Raw genomic sequence first — 21,289 nt, 5'->3', positions numbered from 1 at the left:
CCATTTGAAGACAGTTTTCATGATGCTGATCGTAATGATCATGCTGCAGGGGCATGTCTATGCACAGACATTCTCGAAGCGGTCAGCAAAAGAGTCGGGCATTACGTTCCGCAACGACATCGTTGAATCCGACACGTTCAACGTGCTTGCTGATTTCTACGCCTATAACGGCGGTGGGGTGGGCATTGCTGATCTTGATGGTGATGGACTGCAGGACGTGGTGTTTACGAGCACGTCGAATGGGATATCTCACTTCCGAAATGTGGGAGACCTGCAGTTTGAGGACGTAACCACTTCAACCGGACTTCAGATCATTGACAACGGTATCAACACCGGTGTTTTGATCGCAGATCTAACCGGAGATGGGTACTCGGATGTCTATGTCTGTAGGCGATACCTTGCTAACCGTTTGTTCGTAAATAATGGAGACGGTACGTTCATAGATCGATCCCAAGGCTCTGCCTTGTCCGTTGCGACATTCTCCACTTGTGCAAGTGCGCTAGATTTTGATCGGGACGGCGATCTGGATGTTTTCCTTGTCAATAGCGGCGAGCCCCGCAGACAGGGCTATCTCAATCCGGGCATCAGTGATCGTTTGTTTGAGAACAAAGGGGGCGGACGGTTCATTGAGGCCACACAGCGGAGTGGGATTGTTGATAAAGGGTATGGGCTCAGCGCCAGCATCGGCGATCTCAATGGCGACGGATGGCCGGACATCTTTGTGACGAATGACTTTGAAGAGCGGGATAAGGTCTGGATCAATCAACGCAACGGGACGTTCGCAGATTCTTCCGTAAAAGCCATGGCCAACATGTCGTGGGCCTCCATGGGGAGTGACGTTGTTGACATCGACGGAGACGGGCTCTGGCACAAAACGCGACATGGGCGATCAGGACTTTGCGAACAATCTCTTCTCGGGTGATGCCGAAAGTAGAAAGAACGCCTACCTAAAGATGCCGAAATCGAAACTGCGTGACTATTACTTCCGGAACATCGGCGGATTTCGCTTTGAAGATGCAGGAGAGGCTAATGGCGTGAGGGAGTTTGAAGTATCCAATGGCGCAGCCTACGGAGACCTTGACAACGACGGCGACCTCGATCTTGTTGTCAATAACACGGATACTACAGCCTCATTGCTTGTCAATACAACCCGAGAACGAACAGCAAACGGGGCTCACTGGATCGGACTCGTTCTCAAGGGTCCCGATGCCAATCGCTCTGCCATCGGTGCGCGTGTGCGCGTGTATACTCCAGACTCGAAGTTCACACGAGAGATCTATCCCGCTCGCGGTTTCTTGTCGACCTCCGATGTTCGCCTCATCGTTGGACTTGGAACAACCGATCACATCGATTCTATTGTCGTAACATGGCCTACAGGTGTTGTCAGTACATCAGCTTCTATACCAGTTGATACCTACGCCAATATTGAAATGCCGTCTTCGGCGCCAACTTGGTCGGCTCCTCTGCTTCCGCCATCACTGATGGGGAAGCTGCGTCGTGCCACCATTCCGTTCTATCACCGAGAGAATGCGTACGACGATTTCAAACGCGAGAGACTCCTTCCATATCGCCTTTCAAAGGATGGACCTGGGCTTGCCGTTGGTGATGTGGATGGCGACGGATATGCCGACGTTGTCCTTACCGGACCCAAGTATCAAGCAACGCAGTGTTTTCGGCAAAAGCCGGGTGAAGTGATGATGGCCTGGCCCTGCGGCTTGGACTATGCTGATGCTGAAGACGTTGATGCCGCCTTAGTAGATATTGACGGTGACAAAGACTTGGACCTCATTGTTGTAACTGGAGGGAATGAGTTCGATGCCGGTGATCCTGAACTCGAGGACCGACTCTACAGGAATGACGGAAAAGGCTATTTCACGCAGATCAAGAATGGTCTTCCCGGTGGGAATGAGTCTGGTTCATGTGTAGCTCCGTCTGACTATGACGGAGATGGTGACATCGACTTGTTCATTGGAGGTAGGGTTGTTCCGGGGAAGTTCCCTACGGTAGCGCGAAGCGTGTTGTATCGTAACGTGAACGGCTCGTTTGTTGACGTAACGGATTCGGCGGCACCGGGCCTTTCTCATGTAGGAATGACGAGCAGGGCGATCTGGACAGACATTGACGGCGATGCTGATGAAGATCTCGTCGTTGTAGGGGACTGGATGACCCCTCGGATCTGGCAGAACACCAAGGGGTCGTTCAAAGACATCAGCTCCCAGGCAGGGATGGATGGGCACGAAGGCTGGTGGTCTGCTATTCACGCGGCAGACGTTGACAATGATGGAGACATGGATCTCATTGCTGGGAATGTTGGATTGAATTGTAGAGTAGCTCCGGAGCCAGATAAGCCCCTTATCTGCTTCGTAGGTGATTTTGACGACAATGGTTCGGTCGACCCGATCGTGACGCAGATCCTAGATGGCAAACGAGTGCCCACACGCGGAAGGATGACGCTGATTCAGCATATGCCTACCATGACTCGCAAATTCAATACCTACGAACAGTATGCGAAGGCGGAAATCGGCGATGTTCTTTCAGCAGCGCAAATAGATACGGCCCAGAAGCTCTTCGCCCGAGAGTTTGCTTCAACCGTCTTTGTGAATGAGAAGGGGCGATTCACGTCGCACTCGCTTCCGGATCTAGCGCAGATATCCCCGATTATGGCCGTGGTGGCGCGGGATTTGGATCTTGACGGAGATCAGGATCTGATCGTGGCAGGGAATACAAAGACTGCTGATGCCGATAACATCGCCTTTGATGCGGGTATTGGACTAGTTCTCATGAACGACGGAGTTGGCGGGTTTGCACCGTTGGCGGCACGACAAAGTGGATTTAATGCCCCACATGAAGTCCGGCGGATGGCAATACTTCCCGTCCCTGGTTCGTTTGACCTCCTTTGTGTGTCCGTCAACAACAGGACTCCTCGACTGTTCCATTTACCGACGGCTAGCCCACAACCTACCCGTAGACGGTAATTAGGACGGAGAAGTCCGCAAACTGCCGTATTTTCATGCCCATGAAACAACTGTTGCTGCTTGTTGCATTCGTGGCCTTTGCGCGGCCTATCGCTGCACAAACGCTATCGGGCGAAGAGATCGCCCACCAATGGAATCGATGTGTCATTGAAGTGATCATGGAGGATGGATTCGGTCCACCGATCGCAGCGCGGATCCATGCCTACTCCAATCTGGCTGGATATCAAGCGGCCTATCACGCCGAACCCACCTACATATCGATGGTAGGCAAGCTCAATGGCTTCACATCGTGTCCGGAACCCGATCCAAAGCTCGCCTATGATTGGCGGGTAAGCGCCGTTGCCGCCTATCAGGTGGCCTGCAGCAAGCTGCTATATCGCACGGGAATTTCAGACAGTCTGGCTGCAGTGCATTTCTCGCGATTGGAGAAGGATGTGGCTGCGGATGTGTTCGCTCGATCAAAAGACTACGGCATAGAAGTGGGCAAGTCCATCAACGCCTATGCAAAGGGTGACGGGTATGCTAGGACACAAGGACTGCCGGATTACGAATGGCCGCGATGCGACTCGTGTTGGATCCCAACACCGCCGAATTTTGCCAAGCCCCTTTCACCGTATTGCGGCAGAGTACGAACGATCGTACTGAGCGGACCGAATGAGTTCCCAGTGCCTCCGAGTATTCCATTCAGCACAAAGAAGGGATCTCCATTCTATGCAGCTGCAATGGAGGTGATCGAGACCTCGAAGACGCTCACGGAAGAACAGCGCCAGATCGCCAATTTCTGGAATGACAATCCGGTGCTTACCAACTACCACGGTCACTTCATCTTCAATTCCCGTCAGATCTCACCCGGCGGCCACTGGATGAATATCACCGAACGTGTATTGCGTGATCGCAAAGCAGGTATGGTGCGTTCAATGGAGGTGTATTCCATGACCGCCTTTGCACTCTTCGATGGATTCACTGCCTGCTGGGCCGAAAAATTCCGTGGAAATCTGATCCGTCCGGTGACCTACATCAACAAGTATATCGAGAGCAGTTGGGAGCCACTACTGCAGACGCCTCCGTTCCCGGAACATGCCAGCGGACACTCCACGATCACTGCGGCTGCGGCCGAAGTGCTGATGGCGAACTTTGGCGACGTAGCCTTTGTTGACAGCACAGAGGTGCCGTTTGGTTGGGCGCCGCGCCCATTCAAGAACTTCCGTGAGGCAGCAGCAGAAGCTTCGGTTAGTCGACTCTACGGTGGAATCCACTATCGCAGAGGATGTGATGCCGGCAACGAACACGGAACCATGATTGGCAAGGCAGTTGTTCAACGAGTTCAGGTTCGGAAACAGTGATCGAACGTTCAATGATGATAAGAACAATTGTCGGGACAATTCTTTTTACACTCACGGCAATGATGGTGGCTGCGTGTACAGACGACCCTGTTGCACCTACCACTCCCGTGGATACCACCGTTGTGGCCAAGCAGAACATGCATCCGGACAGTGTTGAAGGGTGGCTTTACTATTCGATCGACGGTGATTCCGTGGTGCCTGCAGCGAAGTCCGTTTCCGTAGAGTGGGATGTTCGCATGGCCTACCTGCTTTGTTGCGGGAATACGCGCGTCATCAAGATCCAGCTAAATTCCGGAAACGTTGGTCCGGGGTCTACGCAAGGAGTGATCGTCAAGAGCAGATTCGAGAACGTCACTGCATTGCCGTCATCGTCCGTTCTGCGGAACGACGACACTCTTGCACAGATCGTACCGCAGCAGGTGATCGGCTCTGAAGCACTCTTCATCTATCAAGGCAGTCCGAACCATACCATTCAGCCAAGTCCAGACAAAGTGATCGCCATCCGAACCCGAAAGGGAAGACTTGTGAAGTTCCAATTCACAAGCATCTATGAGGGGGCTCCCGCAACACCAACGCAGGAGACTCCGATCGGGTTCTATCATTTCCGCTATGCACAATTGAGCCAATAGGAGAACATCATGTACGGAAACATCAGCATCGTAGAAGGTCCTGCTGCCGACCAAGTAGCAGATGATCCGCAAAAGCTTGCCGAGTTCGAAGAGAAGATCGCCAAAGGCGACAAGATCGAACCGCACGATTGGATGCCGGCAGAGTATCGCCGTCAGCTCATTCGTATGATCGAACAACATGCGCACTCGGAGATCATCGGGGCACTGCCGGAAGGCACGTGGATCACGCGCGCCCCTGGCTTCAAGCGTAAGATGGCGCTGATGGCAAAGGTGCAAGACGAAGTAGGGCACGCGCAGCTTCTGTATAGCGCAGCGGAGACTCTTGGCAAGCCACGCGAGAAGATGATCGATGATCTGCTCACCGGGAAATCGAAGTATTCGAACGTCTTCAACTATCCGGCCTTGACGTGGGCAGATACAGCCGTGATCGCTTGGTTGATTGATGCTTCAGCGATCATCAACCAGGTTGCGAATTCAAAGGGTTCCTATGCCCCTTACTGCAGAGCACTCGAACGGATCTGTCAAGAAGAGTCATTCCACTTGAAGTATGGTTACGACAACGTAGTGGCATTGGCAACCGGAACGCCAACACAACGCGAAATGGTGCAAGAAGCCCTTAACCGTTGGTGGCGTCCGATCATGCACTTCTTTGGTCCGCCTGATGTTGCAAGTCAGCACACTGAGAAGTTGATGAAGTGGAAGGTGAAGATGGCGTCCAATGACGACATGCGTCAGCAGTTCTTCAATCAGTACGTCCCAAAGATCTGGGAGCTTGGACTCACCGTTCCCGACAAAGAACTTGCAAAAGACCCTGTTACCGGAAAGTGGACATACGGTGATCCGGACTGGGATGAATTCAAGCGCGTGATCAATGGTGACGGACCTTGCAATAAAGAACGACTTGCCGTGCGCCGGATGGCCGAAGAACATGGTCGATGGGTACGCCAGGCCCTGGCTCGTCCAACCGATGGATATGTTGTGCCACTAGCCTAGTGCCATCGCTCCTGACCGTTACGGACCTGTTCCCTTGGGTCACACTTGGTATCGCGTTACTTATAGGTGTGATCGTTGGAGCAGAGCGTGAAACGGCCAGGTCTCATGCAGCCATCGGACTGCGTGATATCGTTCTAACGGCAGCCATGGGGTGGATCTCAGGACGGCTTGAGGAGCCCCTTATCGGCATTTCTGTGATGTTGGGTCTTGTTGCGCTGATGATCGTACATCGTCCGCGTGCGGACACGCACATTGGTGTAACAACGGAGTTCGCCGTGATCTCCGTGTTCCTCCTGACCTACGTCCTCGGTAGCACACGAGAGGCTTCCATCGTTGTGCTTATCGTTGCCTTAGCGATCGCCTTGGCGCTGTTGCTTGATGCGAAGTCCACCGTGAAGCGAGTATTCAAGGAAGTGATCACGGACAAGGAAGTTGCGGATACGATCCGTTTCCTCGCCATTATCTTCATCATCCTGCCCTTGTTGCCGGAGGGAAGATTCGGACCATACGAATTCTTCGCACCGCGGACTTTGTGGTTTGCCGTGATCCTCGTGACCGGCGTGTCATTCGTTGGGTATTTCCTTGAGAAGTTTCTTGGACCGCGGCTTGGTACGTGGCTCATGGCTGTACTCGGCGGTATGGTCTCTACGACCGTGATGACGCAGACATTCGCGAGGCAGGCGGCAGTGAATCCGGCTCGGCTCACGATCGCGTGGCAGGCAGCAACACTTGCCAACAGTATCCAGTTCCCTCGAATGTTGATCCTGTTGCTGATCACGGCTCCAGGTCTTGCACAAATGACAATCACTGCACTTGTGCCGGCCTTTGTTGCCGGTCTCATCATGAGTGCGCTTATCGGGCGTGGTCGCACGACAGAAGAGGCTACCCAGCCGGCTCTTCGCAATCCTCTTCGTCTCTGGCCGGCAATACAGTTTGCTGTCTTTATGGCTGGCGTGTCGATCACCGGAGCGGTACTGTATGATCTCCTTGGAACTGGCGGACTTTTCCTGACCAGTGCCCTTGGTGCTATACTCGACGTGGACGCTATCACCTTGAATGCTGCGGACAGAGTAAGTGCCGGAGTCATGGATCTCAAGATCGGGCAGGTCGTTCTCGTGATCGCCGTTGGTGCGAACATGATCGTGAAGCTGGTCCTATCCGCGACCAGTGGGTCAAGGGGCTTCTTCCTCCGGATGCTACTATCGTTTTCCGTGATGTTCGCGGCAGCGGCATTGGGTCTCCTATTGTAACTTTGCCGTCTATCACATATTCGGAGCTAGCAAATGAACTCGTTCAAGAGGGCCATGGCCTGGTGTGCAGCAAGCTGCGCAACAGCGTTGGTGGCCGTGGGATGTTATCCTTCTCATGGTCTTTCGGTTGAAGACTATGATACCGTCATCACGGGACATCATGCATCAACGGACTTCACCAAGTACCGTACCTACTACATGCAAGACACCATCGTGCATGTGGATGTTGAAACATCTACCATCATCACGCGGAAGTACGATGCTCTTATCCTGAGCACGATCGCAACGAACATGGCCAACATGGGCTATGTACGCACTACAGATACCGTTGCAGCAGACCCGGATGTGCGACTCTATGTGGCGGCAACAGCAACCACGTTTGAGACCTATTATGGCGGTTACTGGGGCGGTTATTGGGGCTGGTATGGCGGTTATTATCCTCCGTACTACGGTGGATATCCTGTCTACGGAACCACGACGTGGGATGTAGGTGCGCTTGCTGTTGACATGGTGGACCGCACGGTATCGATTGGCGGAAACACTGGCGGCATCGTTTGGGGCGCAAGCCTTAGCGGTCTTGTTGGTGGAGGTGTTTCCAATACCTACCTCGCCGGGAAGATCAATCAGATGTTCATTCAATCGCCATACCTCGAAACAGGAGATGCACAATGAAGAAGCTTCTCCTCTCTCTTGCCGTTATGAGCACGATGTTGGCTGGTGCCTCGGCACAGGATTATTATGGTAGCATCTACTGGTCTGTTGCCACACCAACCGGACAGTTCCGTTCATTTGTCAATGAAACATCGGTGGCCGGATTCGGTATCGACGTTCAATGGTGGGCCAGCGATCACATCAGCGGCGGTCTCGTTCTTGGATACAACCTCTGGTCTGATGTCTACCGCGGTGTTACGCAGCAGTTCCAATACAATGAATTGCAAGGAGCGATCAATGGAACTCAAGTACACACGATGAACTCGTTCACGATGATGCTTGGCGGACGATACCTCTTTGGGGGTTCACGTGACGTCCGACCGTTTGTTGGTCTCGCGGCAGGTACCATTACGTCAAGTCAGGTTATCGATGTGTCGCTTGTCCGTTTCCAAGAAACCAATTGGCACTTTGGCGTTGCTCCAAGTCTTGGATTGCTCATCCCGATGGGATACAATTCCATGATGGATCTCTCCGCCCGATTCAGCTATGCGATGCCGTCAGGTCAGGCTCTTTATGGTGCTTCCGAGAACACACTCACGTTCTGGAGTATCAACGCCGGTTTCACGTTCGGCAATTAAACAGAATGCCTACTCCGGTTCCGTTGCCAGACGATCCGAATGACACACTTTCGTACCTCGAAGCGTTCATTCGGCTCGTGCGCATCCTGCGCGAACAGTGTCCGTGGGACATGAAGCAAACACATGCTTCTATCTCGCACCTGCTCATTGAAGAGGCATACGAAACGGTAGATGCCATCGAAGCGAACGACGATCGCGAGTTAAGTAAGGAGCTTGGCGATCTGCTCCTTCACGTTGTGATGCATAGCGTTATGGCAGAGCAACGCGGAGCATTCGATCTGCGCAAGGTGATCGATAATGAGTTCCAAAAACTCGTGAACCGACATCCGCACATCTTCAGTGACGCAACAGCTGATACTGAAGATGCCGTTCTTCAGAATTGGGAACGATTGAAGATGAACGAGGGGCGCACGTCCGTGCTGGATGGCGTCCCTCGTGTTCTTCCTGCGGCGCTCCGTGCACAACGTGTTCAAGAGAAGGCTGCGAACGTGGGATTCGATTGGAAAGATCGCAAGGATGTGTGGGCCAAGGTAGATGAGGAGATCGCAGAGCTCAAGGTAGAGATCGAAAACAATGACATCGACGGTACACGACGTGAATTCGGAGATGTGCTCTTTGCACTTGTCAATGCTGCACGTCACGAAGGTGTGATCGCAGAGGACTCGCTGCATGGAACGACCAATGCCTTCATGCGCAGATTCCAACATATCGAGTCCCGTGCACGTGAAGCAGGCAAGGACCTCCATACCATGACCCTTGAGGAGATGGACGCGTATTGGGACGAAGCAAAGGGCAAGGGGCTGTGAAGTACATGCGCATATTCATGCTGGCAGTGATCTGCCTCGTCGTTATCAGTTGTTCAAAAGGAACAGATCAGGCTCCGGCGGACGTCAACAACGGCGCTGATACCACGGCAGTTGCCGGCCGAACGAAAGCTTCGGCACGTACCAACATCGACGGCATCGATACGGTCACGTTCCACGTAACGGATTCAACAGTCACGCTGCGCGCCACCGGCTTCCCTCAGCCCACGGGCCGCGTGGTGAATGTGATGGTCACCGGGGTTGATTCACGCCTTGGCGATCCGATGGGGCATGCAGATGCCAATCACCTCATTCGGTTCTTCGTCGACTCAGGATGCGTAGAGATCATCTCCATCCCGCGTGACACGTATTTCGACGCCGGATTCGATGACACTACGAACCTGAATAAACTCACGAATGTCCGTGCGAACCGCGGACGTACATCCTACCTCAAAGCGATCTGTGAGATCGCCGGTGTACCGCGTATTGACTATTGGGTGGAGTTCGGATTCTCTCAAGCGATCGGACTGCTTGAACTCATGGGGTATAAGGAGAACGCATCTTCAACCTTACGCGTATTGCGCTCACGTCAGGCATATAGCTCCGGTGACTTCCAACGGGTCTATAATCAAGGTCAGTTCATGCGCCAAGTAATGCTCAGGGCTTTTGACAATACCGATGACTTCGTCGGTGAACTTGGCCTGCGAGCTGCTCTTGCGCTTGTTGAGACGAACATGACATATGATGCCTGTGAAAAGATCTTGGACGACCTGCGCAGTCATGGCTTCTCGTCTGAGGATCCAACACGGATCTGGGTGCGCCTCAAGCCATCGCTCATCACCAAGCTCAAGGTGTATTCATTCGACTCGGCCAATGTGACGGAGATCAACAAACAGATCTCACAGAAGATCGGTCGTATGGGGCTTGATAGTATTCCGATCAACCAAGAGACATATGAGCGCCGACTTGCCAAACTCATCGATAAGGCTGCTCTCGATTCTGCACGATCACCGGCAAGCGTGATCCGATTGTTGCGACGTCCCTATGAGCAACGTGCTTGGCTTCAGGTGCCCGACCTTTCGAAGCGTAAGGCATATCGCGATCGAATGTGCTCGATGCTTATCGTTTCGTACCGCAGGGTGAAGAATCACGATGCTGCCCATCGCATCGAAGACTACATCAGTCTAGACAACAAGGTCAACGCAAGTAAGTAAGCGGATTCTGACGTTCACGACCGTACCACACTTCGAAGTGGACGAGTTTACCGTCGATGTTCTCGCCGCTTGACCCTACAACGGTCCCGGACTGCACACTGCTGCCGCTCTTGACCGATACCGTTGCCAGATTTGCATAGACCGTTCGGAATCCGTTGCCGTGATCAACGATCACGAGTGATCCATATCCGGGCAACCACGTCACGGATGATACTTCTCCCTTGGCCACACATGTCACCCGCGTTCCCATCGGTGCCTTGATGTCGATGCCGGGATTCTCAAGCGTGGTCCCAGTCTCTGGATTGCGATACGTGCCATATCCATGGAGAAGGGCCGTTGACGGTGTTGGCCATGGCAAGGAGTTGCTTCGGAATCCATCGCGCTGCGGAGCCGGGCCCGTCCGAACGTCATCCTCGCGCGTATCCGGAGCAGAGCCCTTGCGTGTGCTCTTCGACCGCTGTGCCTGCTCGCGTCTTCTGCGTTCCGCATCTCGAGCGCGCTCCTTCGCCACGAGGTCGTTGATCAGCGAGCGAACCCGGCGCGCGCTCTGCTGCTTCTTCTGCAACTCTTCTTGGAGCGACTTTTTGTTTGAACGCAGTTTGATCAGCTCTTGCTGACTCTTGCTTATCGTAGCAGTGAGTGAGCTACGCTCCCGTTCCTTGGCCGTGATGATCTGTTGTTGCGTGAGCGACACGTCATCCAACAACTGTTTCTGCGAGGCCAACGAGTCCTTCAGATTCAGCATCTGTCTGCGGTACGCGGCAAGTGATGCAGTGATCGACCGATAGACAGCATCATGACGCAATGAGGCAGGGGGCAGGCCTTGATGCTCAGTGCGATACGTGAGCATACGTTGTGATGCCTCGCGCCACGACGATTCGGCTCGCGTGAGCGACGACTGCGTGTTCGCGATGCGCTGCTCAACAACAGCGGCTGTATCCTGAAGGCGTGCTAGGTCCGCTTCGAGCGAGGCGATAAAGACTGTGATGTTGTGGCGCTGGCGTTGGTACGAACTCAAGGAGCGCATGGCCGACGATTCACGTCGATTCAATGCATCGATACGTTGCCGAGTCTGCTCGATCGATCTGCGCAGTCGCGCCAGCTCATCCTTCGTAGATGAGATCGACGACTGACCCCACAGGACGGCCGTCCAGCAGCACAGAACGGTAAGGATCGTTGCAACAGTTCTCAGAACTCTTCCGTGTGTTCCCTGCGGATCACAGCACCGAGCGAACCGAGCTTCTTCTCCAATGCTTCATACCCACGGTCAAGATGATACACGCGCAGGATCTCAGTATGCCCTTCTGCAACAAGGGCAGCCATGACAAGGCTCGCACTTGCACGAAGGTCGCTCGACATTACGGTTGCGCCCGTAAGGTGTGCTCCACCCTTCACCACACAGTACCCTTCGCCGGTCTCGATGTTCGCGCCTAGGCGCTGCAGCTCCGGCACATATCCAAAGCGAGTTGGGTAGATGGTGTCCTTGATCCGGGAAGCCCCCTTCGACGTGAGCATAAAGGCGGCCCATTGTGCCTGTGAGTCCGTTGGATATCCGGGATACGTCGTAGCGGTGATATCAACGGCCTCCGGACGATCATTCATGACCACGCGAATGGTATCTGCGCCGATCTCCAATGAGCAGCCGGCATCTTCCATGCGTCCAAGCACCGCTGTGAGATGTTCGGGGATCACCTTCGTTAGCGTTACATCACCCTTCGTCATCGCAGCAGCGATCAAGAACGTTGCGGCCTCAATACGGTCGGGGATCGTGGTCTCTTCAACGGCATGAAGCTCGTCTACACCATCGATCTCAAGCGTCGTTGTTCCGATGCCTTCGATCTTTGCGCCCATCTTCACCAGCATGTGGATCACCGAAGTCACTTCCGGTTCCAAGGCAACATTGGTCAATGTTGTGTGTCCCTTAGCAAGCACGGCAGCCATGAGCACATTCACAGAAGCACCAACACTCGACACGTCAAAGTGGAAGTGTGTGCCTTGAAGTCGAGGACACTTAGCAATGATATAGCCCCCTTCAACCTCGATCTCTGCTCCTAACTTTTCGAGACCCTTCAAATGCAGGTCAACCGGACGCGGACCAAAGTTGCATCCACCGGGAAGCGAGACACGAGCTTCACCATAGCGAGCAACGAGCGGTCCTAGAACGTAGATCGACGCGCGCATCTGTTTCACATAGTCGTACGGGGCTTCATGGCTCGTAAGATTCGAAGCGTCAAGCGAAAGCGTATCACCCACGAGTTCCGTTTGAACACCCATGCTTCCGAGCAAGCCGCTCATCGTCCAAAGGTCCCTGTTGTTCGGCGTGTTGTGCAATGTGAACATGCCCGGTGCAAGTAAGCACGCTGGCATGAGTGCGAGAGATGCGTTCTTTGCACCACTGATCGCAACGTTTCCTTGGAGGCGTACGCCCCCTTCGACGATGAATTTATCCATTGGCAAAGATAGGAGCGGGGGAATCATCCAAGGTCATCGTGCTATATTCGCACTCCCCGTTAGAGGTGCTGTCGAGTTCGACGGCTGAGATCAAACTCTTGGAACCTGATCCGGATAATGCCGGCGCAGGAAAACGGTTCTCTCCTCCAACGGACGTCTCTTTATGTTCTACCAACATGAGGTGCGTCTGTGCAGACGTTCATTTCTTCCTTTTGCCTGACGCTACTGTGTCTGGCCACGTCGGGGCCAATCATGGCCCAGCGATCCATAACGGTCTCGGGAACGGTGCGAGACACCCGATCGCAGCCCATCGTGCGAGCAACGATCCAACTTCTGGGAACCCAGCGAGGGGCGTATACGGATGCCCGCGGTTGGTTCCGACTTGATGTTCCAGGGGGCGATACAGCTCGCCTAGCCATCACGTGTGTTGGCTACGAACCGCAGCAGCGCGTGTTTGTTGCCAAGGACTCCGCGCTGGAGTTCACCATTGTCATGGAGGAGTCGTCGGTGCTTTCACAGGGCATCGTTGTGGCGAGTTTCCGAGCAGGCGAGCAGGATCCCGTAACGCAAACAACCGTCACGCGGGAAACAATGGACCAACTCTACATCGGTCAGGATCCACAGTACATTCTTGAGCGCACCGTCCCGTCCGTGATCGCGTATTCCGAATCAGGAACCGCTGTTGCCAACTACGGAACGTTTCGGATCCGCGGCATCGATCAAACACGGGTGAATGTTACGCTGGATGGAACGCCCCTTAACGACATGATCGACCAAGGTGTGTTCTTCTCGAACATGAGTGATCTTTCCAACGGTATGCGTTCTATTCAGGTGCAACGGGGCACGGGCATGAGCACGAATGGCACGGCCTCGTATGCCGGGTCCGTGAATTTTGACGGAGCAACGCTCACCAACACCAATCCCTCTGCCGAGATCCAGCTTTCTGCAGGATCCTTCGACCTCCTGCGGGGGAGTGCGGCGGTGTCTACCGGACGTATGACAAATGATGTAAGCGTCTATGCACGATTCACCACGTTGCGCACGGACGGATATCGGTATCACACCGGGTCGACCTCCAACTCCCTCTATGCCTCTGCTGCATGGTTCGGACTGAATGATGTTGTCAAGCTCTCGTATGTATGGGGCTCCTCGCAGAATGAGCTTGGATATTATCCGGTGGAGAAGCCCCTTGCCGACATCGATCCAAGAACGAATCTCAATGACAGCACGGATGCAGATGATTTTGGTCAGCAACTGATCCAACTGCAGCACAGTCACGCCTTCTCGTCTGCCACAACGCTCACCACGTCGGCCTATTATGGTAGGGCAGGAGGCGACTTCTTCTCCGGGTATCGCGATGAGAACGGTGTACTCACCCAAACCAACTACCCGCTCGAGAATAAACACCTCGGTGTGATATCGAGCCTTGACGCAAAAGACATATTCCCCGGACTCGACGGATCCGTTGGCATCCACGCCTACACCTTCCAGCGGCGCAATTGGGAGTATGTAAGCCCGGAGTCTGCCCGGCCGTATTATGATGATCGAACAACGAAGAACGAAGTGAGCGGAACTGTGCGTGCTCGCTACCACGGTGATGCCTGGGAGGCCTTTGCCGACGTTCAAGTGCGGTCGGTCTCGATGGCCTTCACACCCGACGAACGAACGGTAGGAGTCGGTACACAGATCCCCGATAACACATGGTTCTTCGTTAATCCGCGCGTTGGATTCCGTTATGATGTTCCGGATGCCGCAACGATCTATGCCTCATTCGGGCGAACCGGTCGAGAGCCCACACGCTTCGATCTCCTCGGATCCACACAGATCAATGAAGCTAACATTGCGGTGATCCAAAACCCCGGAACAGTTCGTCCGGAGTTCGTGAATGACTTCGAAGTAGGTGTCAAGGTGCAGAAGCCGTACGGCTACGTGGATCTCACCGGTTTCGCGATGTTCTTCACAGACGAGATTGCTCCCATCGGACCCTACATTGAGCAGCAGTTCGTTCAGCTGAGGAAGAACGTCCCCACAAGTCAACGCCTTGGGATAGAGCTCGAGAGTTCGCTTCTCATCACGACCGGACTCTGGTTCGACCTCAACGGAACCTGGATGACGGCCAATGTTGACGAGTACCGTCCGGAAAACACCGGCACCGATACCGTCTATACCAACGTTCGTCCCGTTCTTACTCCCGAGCTCCAAGCCAACGCCACACTTCGGTTCCGTCCGGTGGATCCCCTAGAAATTCAACTTGCCACTCGATACGTTGGGGAGTCCTTCACCGATCTCACAAACGCCCCCTCCGTAGTGATCCCTTCCTTCACACAGATCGATGCACGGGTCTGGTGGACCTTTGCCGGACAGCATCGTCTTGGTGTGACAGCCAACAATCTCTTTGATGCATTTGTGGTAACAAGTGGCGGTTCCAAGACCGTTGGAGGCACTCTCGTACCCACATATTTCGTGCAGGCAACGCGGAATTTTGTTGTCATGCTGGACATTCGCCTTTGAACATAGGGACAGCACCACTCAGAACGGCTATATTCGCACCCTATGAAACGACACTCAGTGAACGTAACGCGCCGTTGTGCACATGTAGGTGATAAGGGGCGTTGCAAGCGCATGACCACGATCACCCATCCATTCTGTGGACCGCACACGCGGGAACATCTTGGTATCACGATCCAAAAAAGCAACATTCCTAAGGCGGGCCTTGGAATGTTCGCAATGCGGACCTTTGTAGCTGATGAGCGCATCGTAGAGTATTCCGGTGAGAAGCTCACTACAGATCAGTACGATCGCAGGTATGACAAGGACAACATGGGCTCATACGGCATCCAGTTGTCGGAGAAATACGTCATCGACGCCCGTAAGACAAGCAGCGGGGTGGCACGCTACGCCTGTGACTACCACGGGTCAGGCAAGAAGCCGAATGCCGAGTACGTCAATTTTGGTGGTCGGATTTGGATCGTAGCCACCAAGCGCATTAAACCGGGCGAGGAGATCCTCACCGATTACGGCGACGATATGCACAGGGCTCTAGGTCTAGAATGACCGGCTTGGCGTATTTTTGTAGCTGAACGATCACAAAGGGTACCCCCATCATGTGCGCAATGTTCGTGTCGAACAAAGACGAAACGATCCCACTCTTCAAGAACCCCATTCTTGAATATTTCTCGCATATCCATCCGATCACTCCGGTTGTGGTATTCGTGCCGGTGATCGTGTGGATGATGGTTCTCAGTTTCGGAGAAGTTGCGCTTTGGTCAACTGGGGTATTCTTCCTTGCCGGCGTTCTGGCGTGGACACTCACGGAGTACACCATCCACCGATTTGCCTTCCATATCCATCCAACATCGAACCTTGGCAAGAAAATGCACTTCCTTGTGCACGGCATCCATCACGACTATCCTCGTGATTCAACACGCTTGGTGATGCCACTTCTCGTAAGTGTGCCGTTGGCTGTTGTCTTCTTCTGGGCATTCAAGGGAGCGTTCTCTCCCCACCATCATGCCCTGTATGCAGGCTTCCTGTTCGGATATGTTGCATACGACAGCATTCATTATGCAACGCACCACTTCCCGATGACCAACCGCTTTGGGCGGTTCTTAAAAGAATATCACATGAAGCACCATTATGTGGACGAGCACACGGCGTACGGCGTGAGCAATCCACTTTGGGACTACGTCTTCAACACGGTTCCGGAATGGGCGCGCCGACGCGGCAAGGCCCCAGCGTCCACACCGAAATCCTGAGGAACATTACTATGGCACTGGCAACATCAGAGATCGTGAACGTGGTGAAGGCCGTGGCTGCAGATGTGCAGACCATTGAGCATCACGGAGACGTTACTCTCGTCCTGAAGGCAGCAGACCTCCTCGATGTTTTGCACGAGCTCAAGGAGAATCCGAGCATGGCTTTCGATCAGCTTGTGGACGTCACGGCTATCGATTGGGCTCGTGCGGGAGAACGTTTTGAAGTGGTCTATTTCCTCTATTCCATCCGATACAAGACCCGCCTGCGCCTCAAGGTGGGCGTACGCGAGGATGCGCCCCATGTGCCAACTGCAGTTGACGTGTATGAGTCGGCCAATTGGTATGAGCGCGAGACCTACGACATGTACGGGATCATCTTTGATGGACACCCTGATCTGCGCAGATTCTATATGCCGGAAGATTTCATGGACGATACCGGCACGCAACTCTACCCGCTCCGTAAGGACTTCCCGCTGATGGGGATCCCCGGTTCACTTCCGCTGCCGGAAAAAGACTAAGACTGAAGCCAGGCGATGGCGTCTGCAACAGTTGCCTGAAACTCAAAGAGGTATTCGATCTGGGAGATACGGAAGAGGTTTCGCACTTGGTCCTGTACACCAACGAGGATGACAAATCCTTCGTGATCCTTCATTTGCCGATGGGCAAGAAGGAGCGATGAAAGGCCTTGGGAATCACAGAAGTGGACCATTGAAAGGTCTACAACAAGTGCCTTCACAGACGGTTGGCAGAGAATGAGGAGCTCGCTCTTTACCTCAGGGGCATTTGTCCCGTCGAGCATCGGTTCTTTTATCGTGAAGACAACCAGTTCGTCGTCTTGTTCTACTGAAAAGCGCATGTTCTTGAGGCAGAGTGATTGTTGATGACACAAAGATCGTAAACTTCACGCCAATGCGTTCCATCCTTGTCATCCGCCTCTCGTCACTCGGTGATTGTATCCTTGCCACCCCACTGGTGCGGCAGCTTCAGCGAACGTATCCGCATGCTCGGATCGATGTTGCTGTTGCAGAGAGATTCGCAGGCGTGTGGAAGAACAATCCGCGAGTCCGGCATGTATGGCCGATCGCAACCACGGCCTCGGCCGAGCCGGAGAATGATGAGATAAAGATCGAAATGCTCGAGTCGTTGGCGGATCTTGACGGATCGTATGATCTGATCGTTGATCTGCAACGCAATCTTCGTTCGGCCTCTTTGCGACACGGACTTGGTGATGTTGTTGTCTGCGCACCGAAGCACCGACTTGAAAAGCTCGCCTTGGTTTGGCTCAAGAAACGTCCGTCTGTGATCACGCCCATCGTTGCGAGATACAGGAGCCCCTTAGAACATCACCCTCTCGTTTGGGACACGGAAGGCTGTGAGGTGTGGCTCTCGGAGGAACGAGAGCAGGGTGTATACCTCAGCGCCCAACCGTCACGCGGTACCTCGCAGCGGATCGCCATGGCACCGGGTGCACATCATGCTACCAAACGTTGGCCCGTTGCCCGATTTGCGCAGCTTGCACAAGAACTCTCGTGTGGTCATGGCAAGGAGATCGTCCTCGTAGGCGGACCCGCTGATGTAGATATCTGCTCAGCTGTCGCAGAGGCATCCGGAGTCGGTGTCGTCCGGGCCGATGGATCCACATCCATTGAGGCCACGGTACGGATACTCGACACGTGTCAGGCAATTGTCACGAATGATTCGGGTGTTATGCACCTGGCTTCTGCAAGACAGATCCCGATCATAGCGATCTTCGGGTCTACTGTGAAAGAGCTGGGATTTGCGCCGTATGCCGTACCATCGCGCATCGTAGAACACGATGTAGCGTGCAGGCCGTGCTCGCACATCGGAAGGGCAACATGTCCAAAGGGACACTTTGCCTGTATGGTCGGGATCTCCGTAGAGAGAGTTATGTCAGCCTTGAGCGAACTTATCTGACGGCACGATTGTTGCTTGGGAAATCAGATGATCGGAATCGTACTCGTCGGCGCCGGCAACATTGCCCAAGGCATTCATCTCCCGCTTCTCACAGCAGCAAGCGGGGTCCGTATCGTGGCCATCTGTGATCGACAGATCTCCAAGGCCCGCATCCTTGCTGAAAAGTATCAGGTGCCTTATGCATTCCGAACGCTTGAGGAGGCACTTAGCCTCCCGGACGTGGATGCTGTGTTCGTTACAACCAGTACCGACGCCCATGCGGCTGTAGCAATGCAGGCTATCGCAGCAGGGAAACACGTCTTTGTTGAGCGTCCCGCAGCTCGCACGCTGCAAGAGACGATGGAGATCAAGACACTGGCTCAGGAACACGGCGTACATGTAATGGTGGGTATGAACCACCGATTCCGTCCTGACGTGGTGAACATGAAGAACGCCGTTGACCGGGGCGAGATCGGTAACGTGTATTATGTCAAAGCAGGTTGGGTGAAGCAACGTTCCACAGATGCTCGTTGGCTTGCCAATGCTGATATGTCGGGAGGGGGCGTCCTGGTCGACCTTGGGATCGCAGTTCTCGACATGATCCTGCACGTCTTTGATTTCGGAAGAGTTCGCAGCGTTACGGCATCTACCTTCCACCACGAGACAAAGACCGTGGAAGATGTTGTTGTGGCCATGCTCCAGTTTGAGAATGGGGCAGTTGCCACCATCGAAACAAGCTGGTCGCTCGTTCGGGCCGAAGACCTATACTACTGCAACGTGTTCGGCAAAAAGGGCAGTGCCTACATCAATCCGTACCGCCTTGTTCGAAAAACAGGAACCAGTATCTCGAGCACCTCTACTCCTCAAAAGAAGACCCAGCTAGAGATCTACAAGAAGAGCTACGAATCGGAGCTCAAGCACTTTGTGAACGCTGTCCGCGGCCTCGTCCCCATGATCTCTACGATCGACGAAGCCCTCGAGCGTATGAAGGTCGTAGAGGCGCTCTACGCCAGTGCCGAACTCAAACGAGAGATCGTCATCCCTTAGTGCTAATGTGCTAGTATGCTAATGTGCTAATATGCTAATGTGCTAGTGTGCTAATTCAATTAGCTAGTTAGCTAATTAGCACATTAGCACATTAGCACATTAACATGGGGATAACGGTGGGAAAACAGCTCTTCGCTGTTTCCTAGATTGCGCGAATGTCTTCAACCCCCCAGCGGGAGCAACGCTCCCGACAGCCCCGTACCCAGGTGATACCGATCGATGATGTGATCGGAAATATCCCGCCCCATTCCACTGATGCGGAAGTTGCCGTGCTTGGTGCAATGCTCATTGATAAAGATGCGGTACCGAAGGTTGTGGAGGTGCTCGATGCTGAGTGTTTCTATCATGACAAACACGTTCTGATCTTCAAGGCCATGTTGGCGATGTTCGAACGTGGTGTAACGATCGATCTGGTGTCGCTCACGGACCAGCTTCAGCGCGATGGAACGTTGGACAGAGTGGGCGGGATGTTCGCTCTAACCGAGATCAATGTCCGAACAGTATCGGCTGCGAACGTTGAACACCATGCACGCATCGTCCTCGAACGATACCTCAAGCGTCAGCTTATCAAGGTGGCAGGAGACATCATTGGCGACTGTTACGATGACACCACGGACGCACTTGATGAGGTAGACCGGGCGGAACAACGGATCTTTGAGGTAGCTGAAAAGAGACTCCGCCGTTCGTATTCAGGAATGAAGAAGCTTACCAAGGAGGCCATTGAGAAGATCTTCTCGATCGCTTCAGGTGAGGGGGATGGCGTCACTGGTGTGCCAACAGGCTTCACGCAGCTCGACCAGTTGTTGAGCGGACTCCAACCGTCGGATCTGATCATCGTAGCTGCACGCCCTTCGATGGGGAAGACGGCCTTTGCTCTCTCCGTTGCGCGCGAGGCTTCGAGAAGGGGCAAATCCGTAGGGATCTTCTCTCTTGAAATGTCGGCCCAACAACTTGTGCTGCGTCTGATCTCGGCCGACGCACAAGTAGGACTTCAGGCCTTGCGCAGCGGCCGTTTGTCGACCACAGAGATGCATGAGATCGTCACCAGGGTGGATAGTCTCATGAATGCCCAGATCTATATCGATGATTCTGCAGGCCTTACCCCGGTCGAGTTTCGGGCAAAGTGTCGCCGAATGAAGATCGAACATAAGATCGATGTTGTGATCGTGGACTACCTACAGCTGATGCATGCTCCAAAGGCCGAGAGCCGGGAGCGGGAGATCTCTATGATCTCCCACACGCTCAAGGCCGTGGCAAAAGAGCTCCAGATTCCGATCATTGCCCTTTCGCAGCTGAATCGTACTCTTGAGGCCCGAGCAGATAAGCGCCCGATGCTTTCAGATCTCCGGGAATCCGGCTCGATCGAACAGGATGCTGACGTGGTAATGTTCATTCACCGGCCCGAATACTACAAGATCGCGACGTTTGAAGATGGCCGTTCAACGGAGAACGTGGCCGAGATCATCATCGGCAAACAGCGGAATGGACCAACCGGTGATGTGCGCCTCTTCTACCAAAAGGAGTTGGCCGCATTCCACGATCTTACCTTCCACCGGGATGCTTTTGATGTCTCGCCAGAGACAGGAATGCTCCCTCCGGGAGAATCACCGTTCTGACCGCGTTGTG

Annotated in this window: 20 protein-coding genes and 1 riboswitch; of the genes, 17 read left to right on the top strand and 3 right to left on the bottom strand. The window is 53.8% G+C overall.

Translation table 11 applies throughout. The features are described from left to right. Positions 1-19 precede the first annotated feature (19 nt). From IPI29_05865 to IPI29_05820, 10 genes are read left to right on the top strand one after another with little or no spacing between them, the layout of a single operon-like run. Entirely contained in the window at positions 20-922 is a 903-nt protein-coding gene (locus IPI29_05865) for a VCBS repeat-containing protein (GenBank protein MBK7412063.1), read from the top strand. Next, complete coding sequence (locus IPI29_05860; GenBank protein MBK7412062.1) at positions 840-2,975, top strand: VCBS repeat-containing protein; 2,136 nt, start codon at positions 840-842, stop codon at positions 2,973-2,975. The genes IPI29_05865 and IPI29_05860 overlap by 83 nt, the downstream gene beginning before the upstream one ends. Before the next feature lie 41 nt (positions 2,976-3,016). Next, positions 3,017-4,318 carry a vanadium-dependent haloperoxidase gene (locus IPI29_05855; protein MBK7412061.1) on the top strand — a complete coding sequence of 434 codons (1,302 nt, stop codon included), beginning with the start codon at positions 3,017-3,019 and terminating at the stop codon, positions 4,316-4,318. Beyond that, positions 4,315-4,947, top strand: coding sequence for an HmuY family protein (locus IPI29_05850; GenBank protein MBK7412060.1), 633 nt, complete (start codon positions 4,315-4,317; stop codon positions 4,945-4,947). The genes IPI29_05855 and IPI29_05850 overlap by 4 nt, the downstream gene beginning before the upstream one ends. Positions 4,948-4,956: 9 nt before the next feature. Next, positions 4,957-5,940: a 1,2-phenylacetyl-CoA epoxidase subunit A gene (paaA, locus tag IPI29_05845; GenBank protein MBK7412059.1), complete on the top strand. Its 984-nt coding sequence runs from the start codon at positions 4,957-4,959 to the stop codon at positions 5,938-5,940. Beyond that, positions 5,940-7,190, top strand: coding sequence for a DUF4010 domain-containing protein (locus IPI29_05840; protein ID MBK7412058.1), 1,251 nt, complete (start codon positions 5,940-5,942; stop codon positions 7,188-7,190). Before paaA ends, IPI29_05840 begins: the two co-directional genes overlap by 1 nt. Positions 7,191-7,223: 33 nt before the next feature. Continuing rightward, positions 7,224-7,862, top strand: coding sequence for a DUF4136 domain-containing protein (locus IPI29_05835; GenBank protein MBK7412057.1), 639 nt, complete (start codon positions 7,224-7,226; stop codon positions 7,860-7,862). After that, a complete protein-coding gene (locus tag IPI29_05830) occupies positions 7,859-8,479 on the top strand; it encodes a hypothetical protein (protein ID MBK7412056.1) in 621 nt (206 codons plus the stop codon). Before IPI29_05835 ends, IPI29_05830 begins: the two co-directional genes overlap by 4 nt. A 5-nt stretch (positions 8,480-8,484) precedes the next feature. Further along, on the top strand, positions 8,485-9,285 hold the full coding sequence (mazG, locus tag IPI29_05825; GenBank protein MBK7412055.1) for a nucleoside triphosphate pyrophosphohydrolase: 801 nt from the start codon (positions 8,485-8,487) through the stop codon (positions 9,283-9,285). A gap of 5 nt (positions 9,286-9,290) precedes the next feature. Continuing rightward, positions 9,291-10,496, top strand: coding sequence for an LCP family protein (locus tag IPI29_05820; protein MBK7412054.1), 1,206 nt, complete (start codon positions 9,291-9,293; stop codon positions 10,494-10,496). Here IPI29_05820 and IPI29_05815 read toward each other — a convergent pair. Continuing rightward, positions 10,480-11,523, bottom strand: coding sequence for a peptidoglycan DD-metalloendopeptidase family protein (locus IPI29_05815; protein MBK7412053.1), 1,044 nt, complete (start codon positions 11,521-11,523; stop codon positions 10,480-10,482). The genes IPI29_05820 and IPI29_05815 overlap by 17 nt on opposite strands. 161 nt (positions 11,524-11,684) lie before the next feature. After that, a complete protein-coding gene (murA, locus tag IPI29_05810; protein MBK7412052.1) occupies positions 11,685-12,947 on the bottom strand; it encodes a UDP-N-acetylglucosamine 1-carboxyvinyltransferase in 1,263 nt (420 codons plus the stop codon). 51 nt (positions 12,948-12,998) lie between these two features. After that, a riboswitch (TPP riboswitch) is annotated at positions 12,999-13,096 on the top strand. A gap of 103 nt (positions 13,097-13,199) precedes the next feature. On the opposite strand from murA, the gene IPI29_05805 reads away from it, so the two are divergent. Genes IPI29_05805 through IPI29_05790 form a run of 4 tightly spaced genes read left to right on the top strand, consistent with a single transcriptional unit; the run spans position 13,200 to position 17,220 of the window. Further along, positions 13,200-15,458: a TonB-dependent receptor gene (locus tag IPI29_05805; protein MBK7412051.1), complete on the top strand. Its 2,259-nt coding sequence runs from the start codon at positions 13,200-13,202 to the stop codon at positions 15,456-15,458. A 42-nt stretch (positions 15,459-15,500) separates the two neighbouring features. Beyond that, positions 15,501-16,001, top strand: coding sequence for an SET domain-containing protein (locus tag IPI29_05800; GenBank protein ID MBK7412050.1), 501 nt, complete (start codon positions 15,501-15,503; stop codon positions 15,999-16,001). Between the two features lie 50 nt (positions 16,002-16,051). After that, positions 16,052-16,702 carry a sterol desaturase family protein gene (locus IPI29_05795; GenBank protein MBK7412049.1) on the top strand — a complete coding sequence of 217 codons (651 nt, stop codon included), beginning with the start codon at positions 16,052-16,054 and terminating at the stop codon, positions 16,700-16,702. Between the two features lie 11 nt (positions 16,703-16,713). After that, entirely contained in the window at positions 16,714-17,220 is a 507-nt protein-coding gene (locus IPI29_05790; protein MBK7412048.1) for an NADH-quinone oxidoreductase subunit C, read from the top strand. Here IPI29_05790 and IPI29_05785 read toward each other — a convergent pair. After that, positions 17,217-17,558, bottom strand: a complete 342-nt coding sequence (locus tag IPI29_05785) for an STAS domain-containing protein (protein ID MBK7412047.1) — start codon at positions 17,556-17,558, stop codon at positions 17,217-17,219. The two genes, IPI29_05790 and IPI29_05785, sit on opposite strands and share 4 nt — an antisense overlap. Positions 17,559-17,611: 53 nt before the next feature. On the opposite strand from IPI29_05785, the gene IPI29_05780 reads away from it, so the two are divergent. The 3 genes from IPI29_05780 to dnaB all read left to right on the top strand — a co-directional run bounded on the left by IPI29_05780 (position 17,612) and on the right by dnaB (position 21,279). Beyond that, complete coding sequence (locus tag IPI29_05780; protein MBK7412046.1) at positions 17,612-18,637, top strand: glycosyltransferase family 9 protein; 1,026 nt, start codon at positions 17,612-17,614, stop codon at positions 18,635-18,637. A 27-nt stretch (positions 18,638-18,664) separates the two neighbouring features. After that, complete coding sequence (locus IPI29_05775; protein MBK7412045.1) at positions 18,665-19,663, top strand: Gfo/Idh/MocA family oxidoreductase; 999 nt, start codon at positions 18,665-18,667, stop codon at positions 19,661-19,663. A gap of 155 nt (positions 19,664-19,818) precedes the next feature. Continuing rightward, a complete protein-coding gene (gene dnaB / locus IPI29_05770; GenBank protein ID MBK7412044.1) occupies positions 19,819-21,279 on the top strand; it encodes a replicative DNA helicase in 1,461 nt (486 codons plus the stop codon). Positions 21,280-21,289: the final 10 nt, after the last annotated feature.

Source organism: Ignavibacteria bacterium (genome assembly GCA_016707005.1).
In the GTDB taxonomy this organism is placed as follows: Bacteria; Bacteroidota; Ignavibacteria; order Kapaibacteriales; family Kapaibacteriaceae; genus UBA10438.
The sequence above is the reverse complement of the archived record's forward strand: the minus strand, read 5'-3'. Positions and strand labels throughout refer to the sequence as shown.

Coding starts and splice junctions, on each gene's coding strand:
- IPI29_05865 (MBK7412063.1), top strand. CDS start 20: ATGATGCTGATCGTAATGATCATGCTGCAGGGGCATGTCTATGCACAG.
- IPI29_05855 (MBK7412061.1), top strand. CDS start 3,017: ATGAAACAACTGTTGCTGCTTGTTGCATTCGTGGCCTTTGCGCGGCCT.
- paaA (MBK7412059.1), top strand. CDS start 4,957: ATGTACGGAAACATCAGCATCGTAGAAGGTCCTGCTGCCGACCAAGTA.
- IPI29_05835 (MBK7412057.1), top strand. CDS start 7,224: ATGAACTCGTTCAAGAGGGCCATGGCCTGGTGTGCAGCAAGCTGCGCA.
- IPI29_05830 (MBK7412056.1), top strand. CDS start 7,859: ATGAAGAAGCTTCTCCTCTCTCTTGCCGTTATGAGCACGATGTTGGCT.
- mazG (MBK7412055.1), top strand. CDS start 8,485: ATGCCTACTCCGGTTCCGTTGCCAGACGATCCGAATGACACACTTTCG.
- IPI29_05820 (MBK7412054.1), top strand. CDS start 9,291: ATGCGCATATTCATGCTGGCAGTGATCTGCCTCGTCGTTATCAGTTGT.
- IPI29_05815 (MBK7412053.1), bottom strand. CDS start 11,523: ATGCGCTCCTTGAGTTCGTACCAACGCCAGCGCCACAACATCACAGTC.
- murA (MBK7412052.1), bottom strand. CDS start 12,947: ATGGATAAATTCATCGTCGAAGGGGGCGTACGCCTCCAAGGAAACGTT.
- IPI29_05805 (MBK7412051.1), top strand. CDS start 13,200: ATGGCCCAGCGATCCATAACGGTCTCGGGAACGGTGCGAGACACCCGA.
- IPI29_05800 (MBK7412050.1), top strand. CDS start 15,501: ATGAAACGACACTCAGTGAACGTAACGCGCCGTTGTGCACATGTAGGT.
- IPI29_05795 (MBK7412049.1), top strand. CDS start 16,052: ATGTGCGCAATGTTCGTGTCGAACAAAGACGAAACGATCCCACTCTTC.
- IPI29_05790 (MBK7412048.1), top strand. CDS start 16,714: ATGGCACTGGCAACATCAGAGATCGTGAACGTGGTGAAGGCCGTGGCT.
- IPI29_05785 (MBK7412047.1), bottom strand. CDS start 17,558: ATGCGCTTTTCAGTAGAACAAGACGACGAACTGGTTGTCTTCACGATA.
- IPI29_05780 (MBK7412046.1), top strand. CDS start 17,612: ATGCGTTCCATCCTTGTCATCCGCCTCTCGTCACTCGGTGATTGTATC.
- IPI29_05775 (MBK7412045.1), top strand. CDS start 18,665: ATGATCGGAATCGTACTCGTCGGCGCCGGCAACATTGCCCAAGGCATT.
- dnaB (MBK7412044.1), top strand. CDS start 19,819: ATGTCTTCAACCCCCCAGCGGGAGCAACGCTCCCGACAGCCCCGTACC.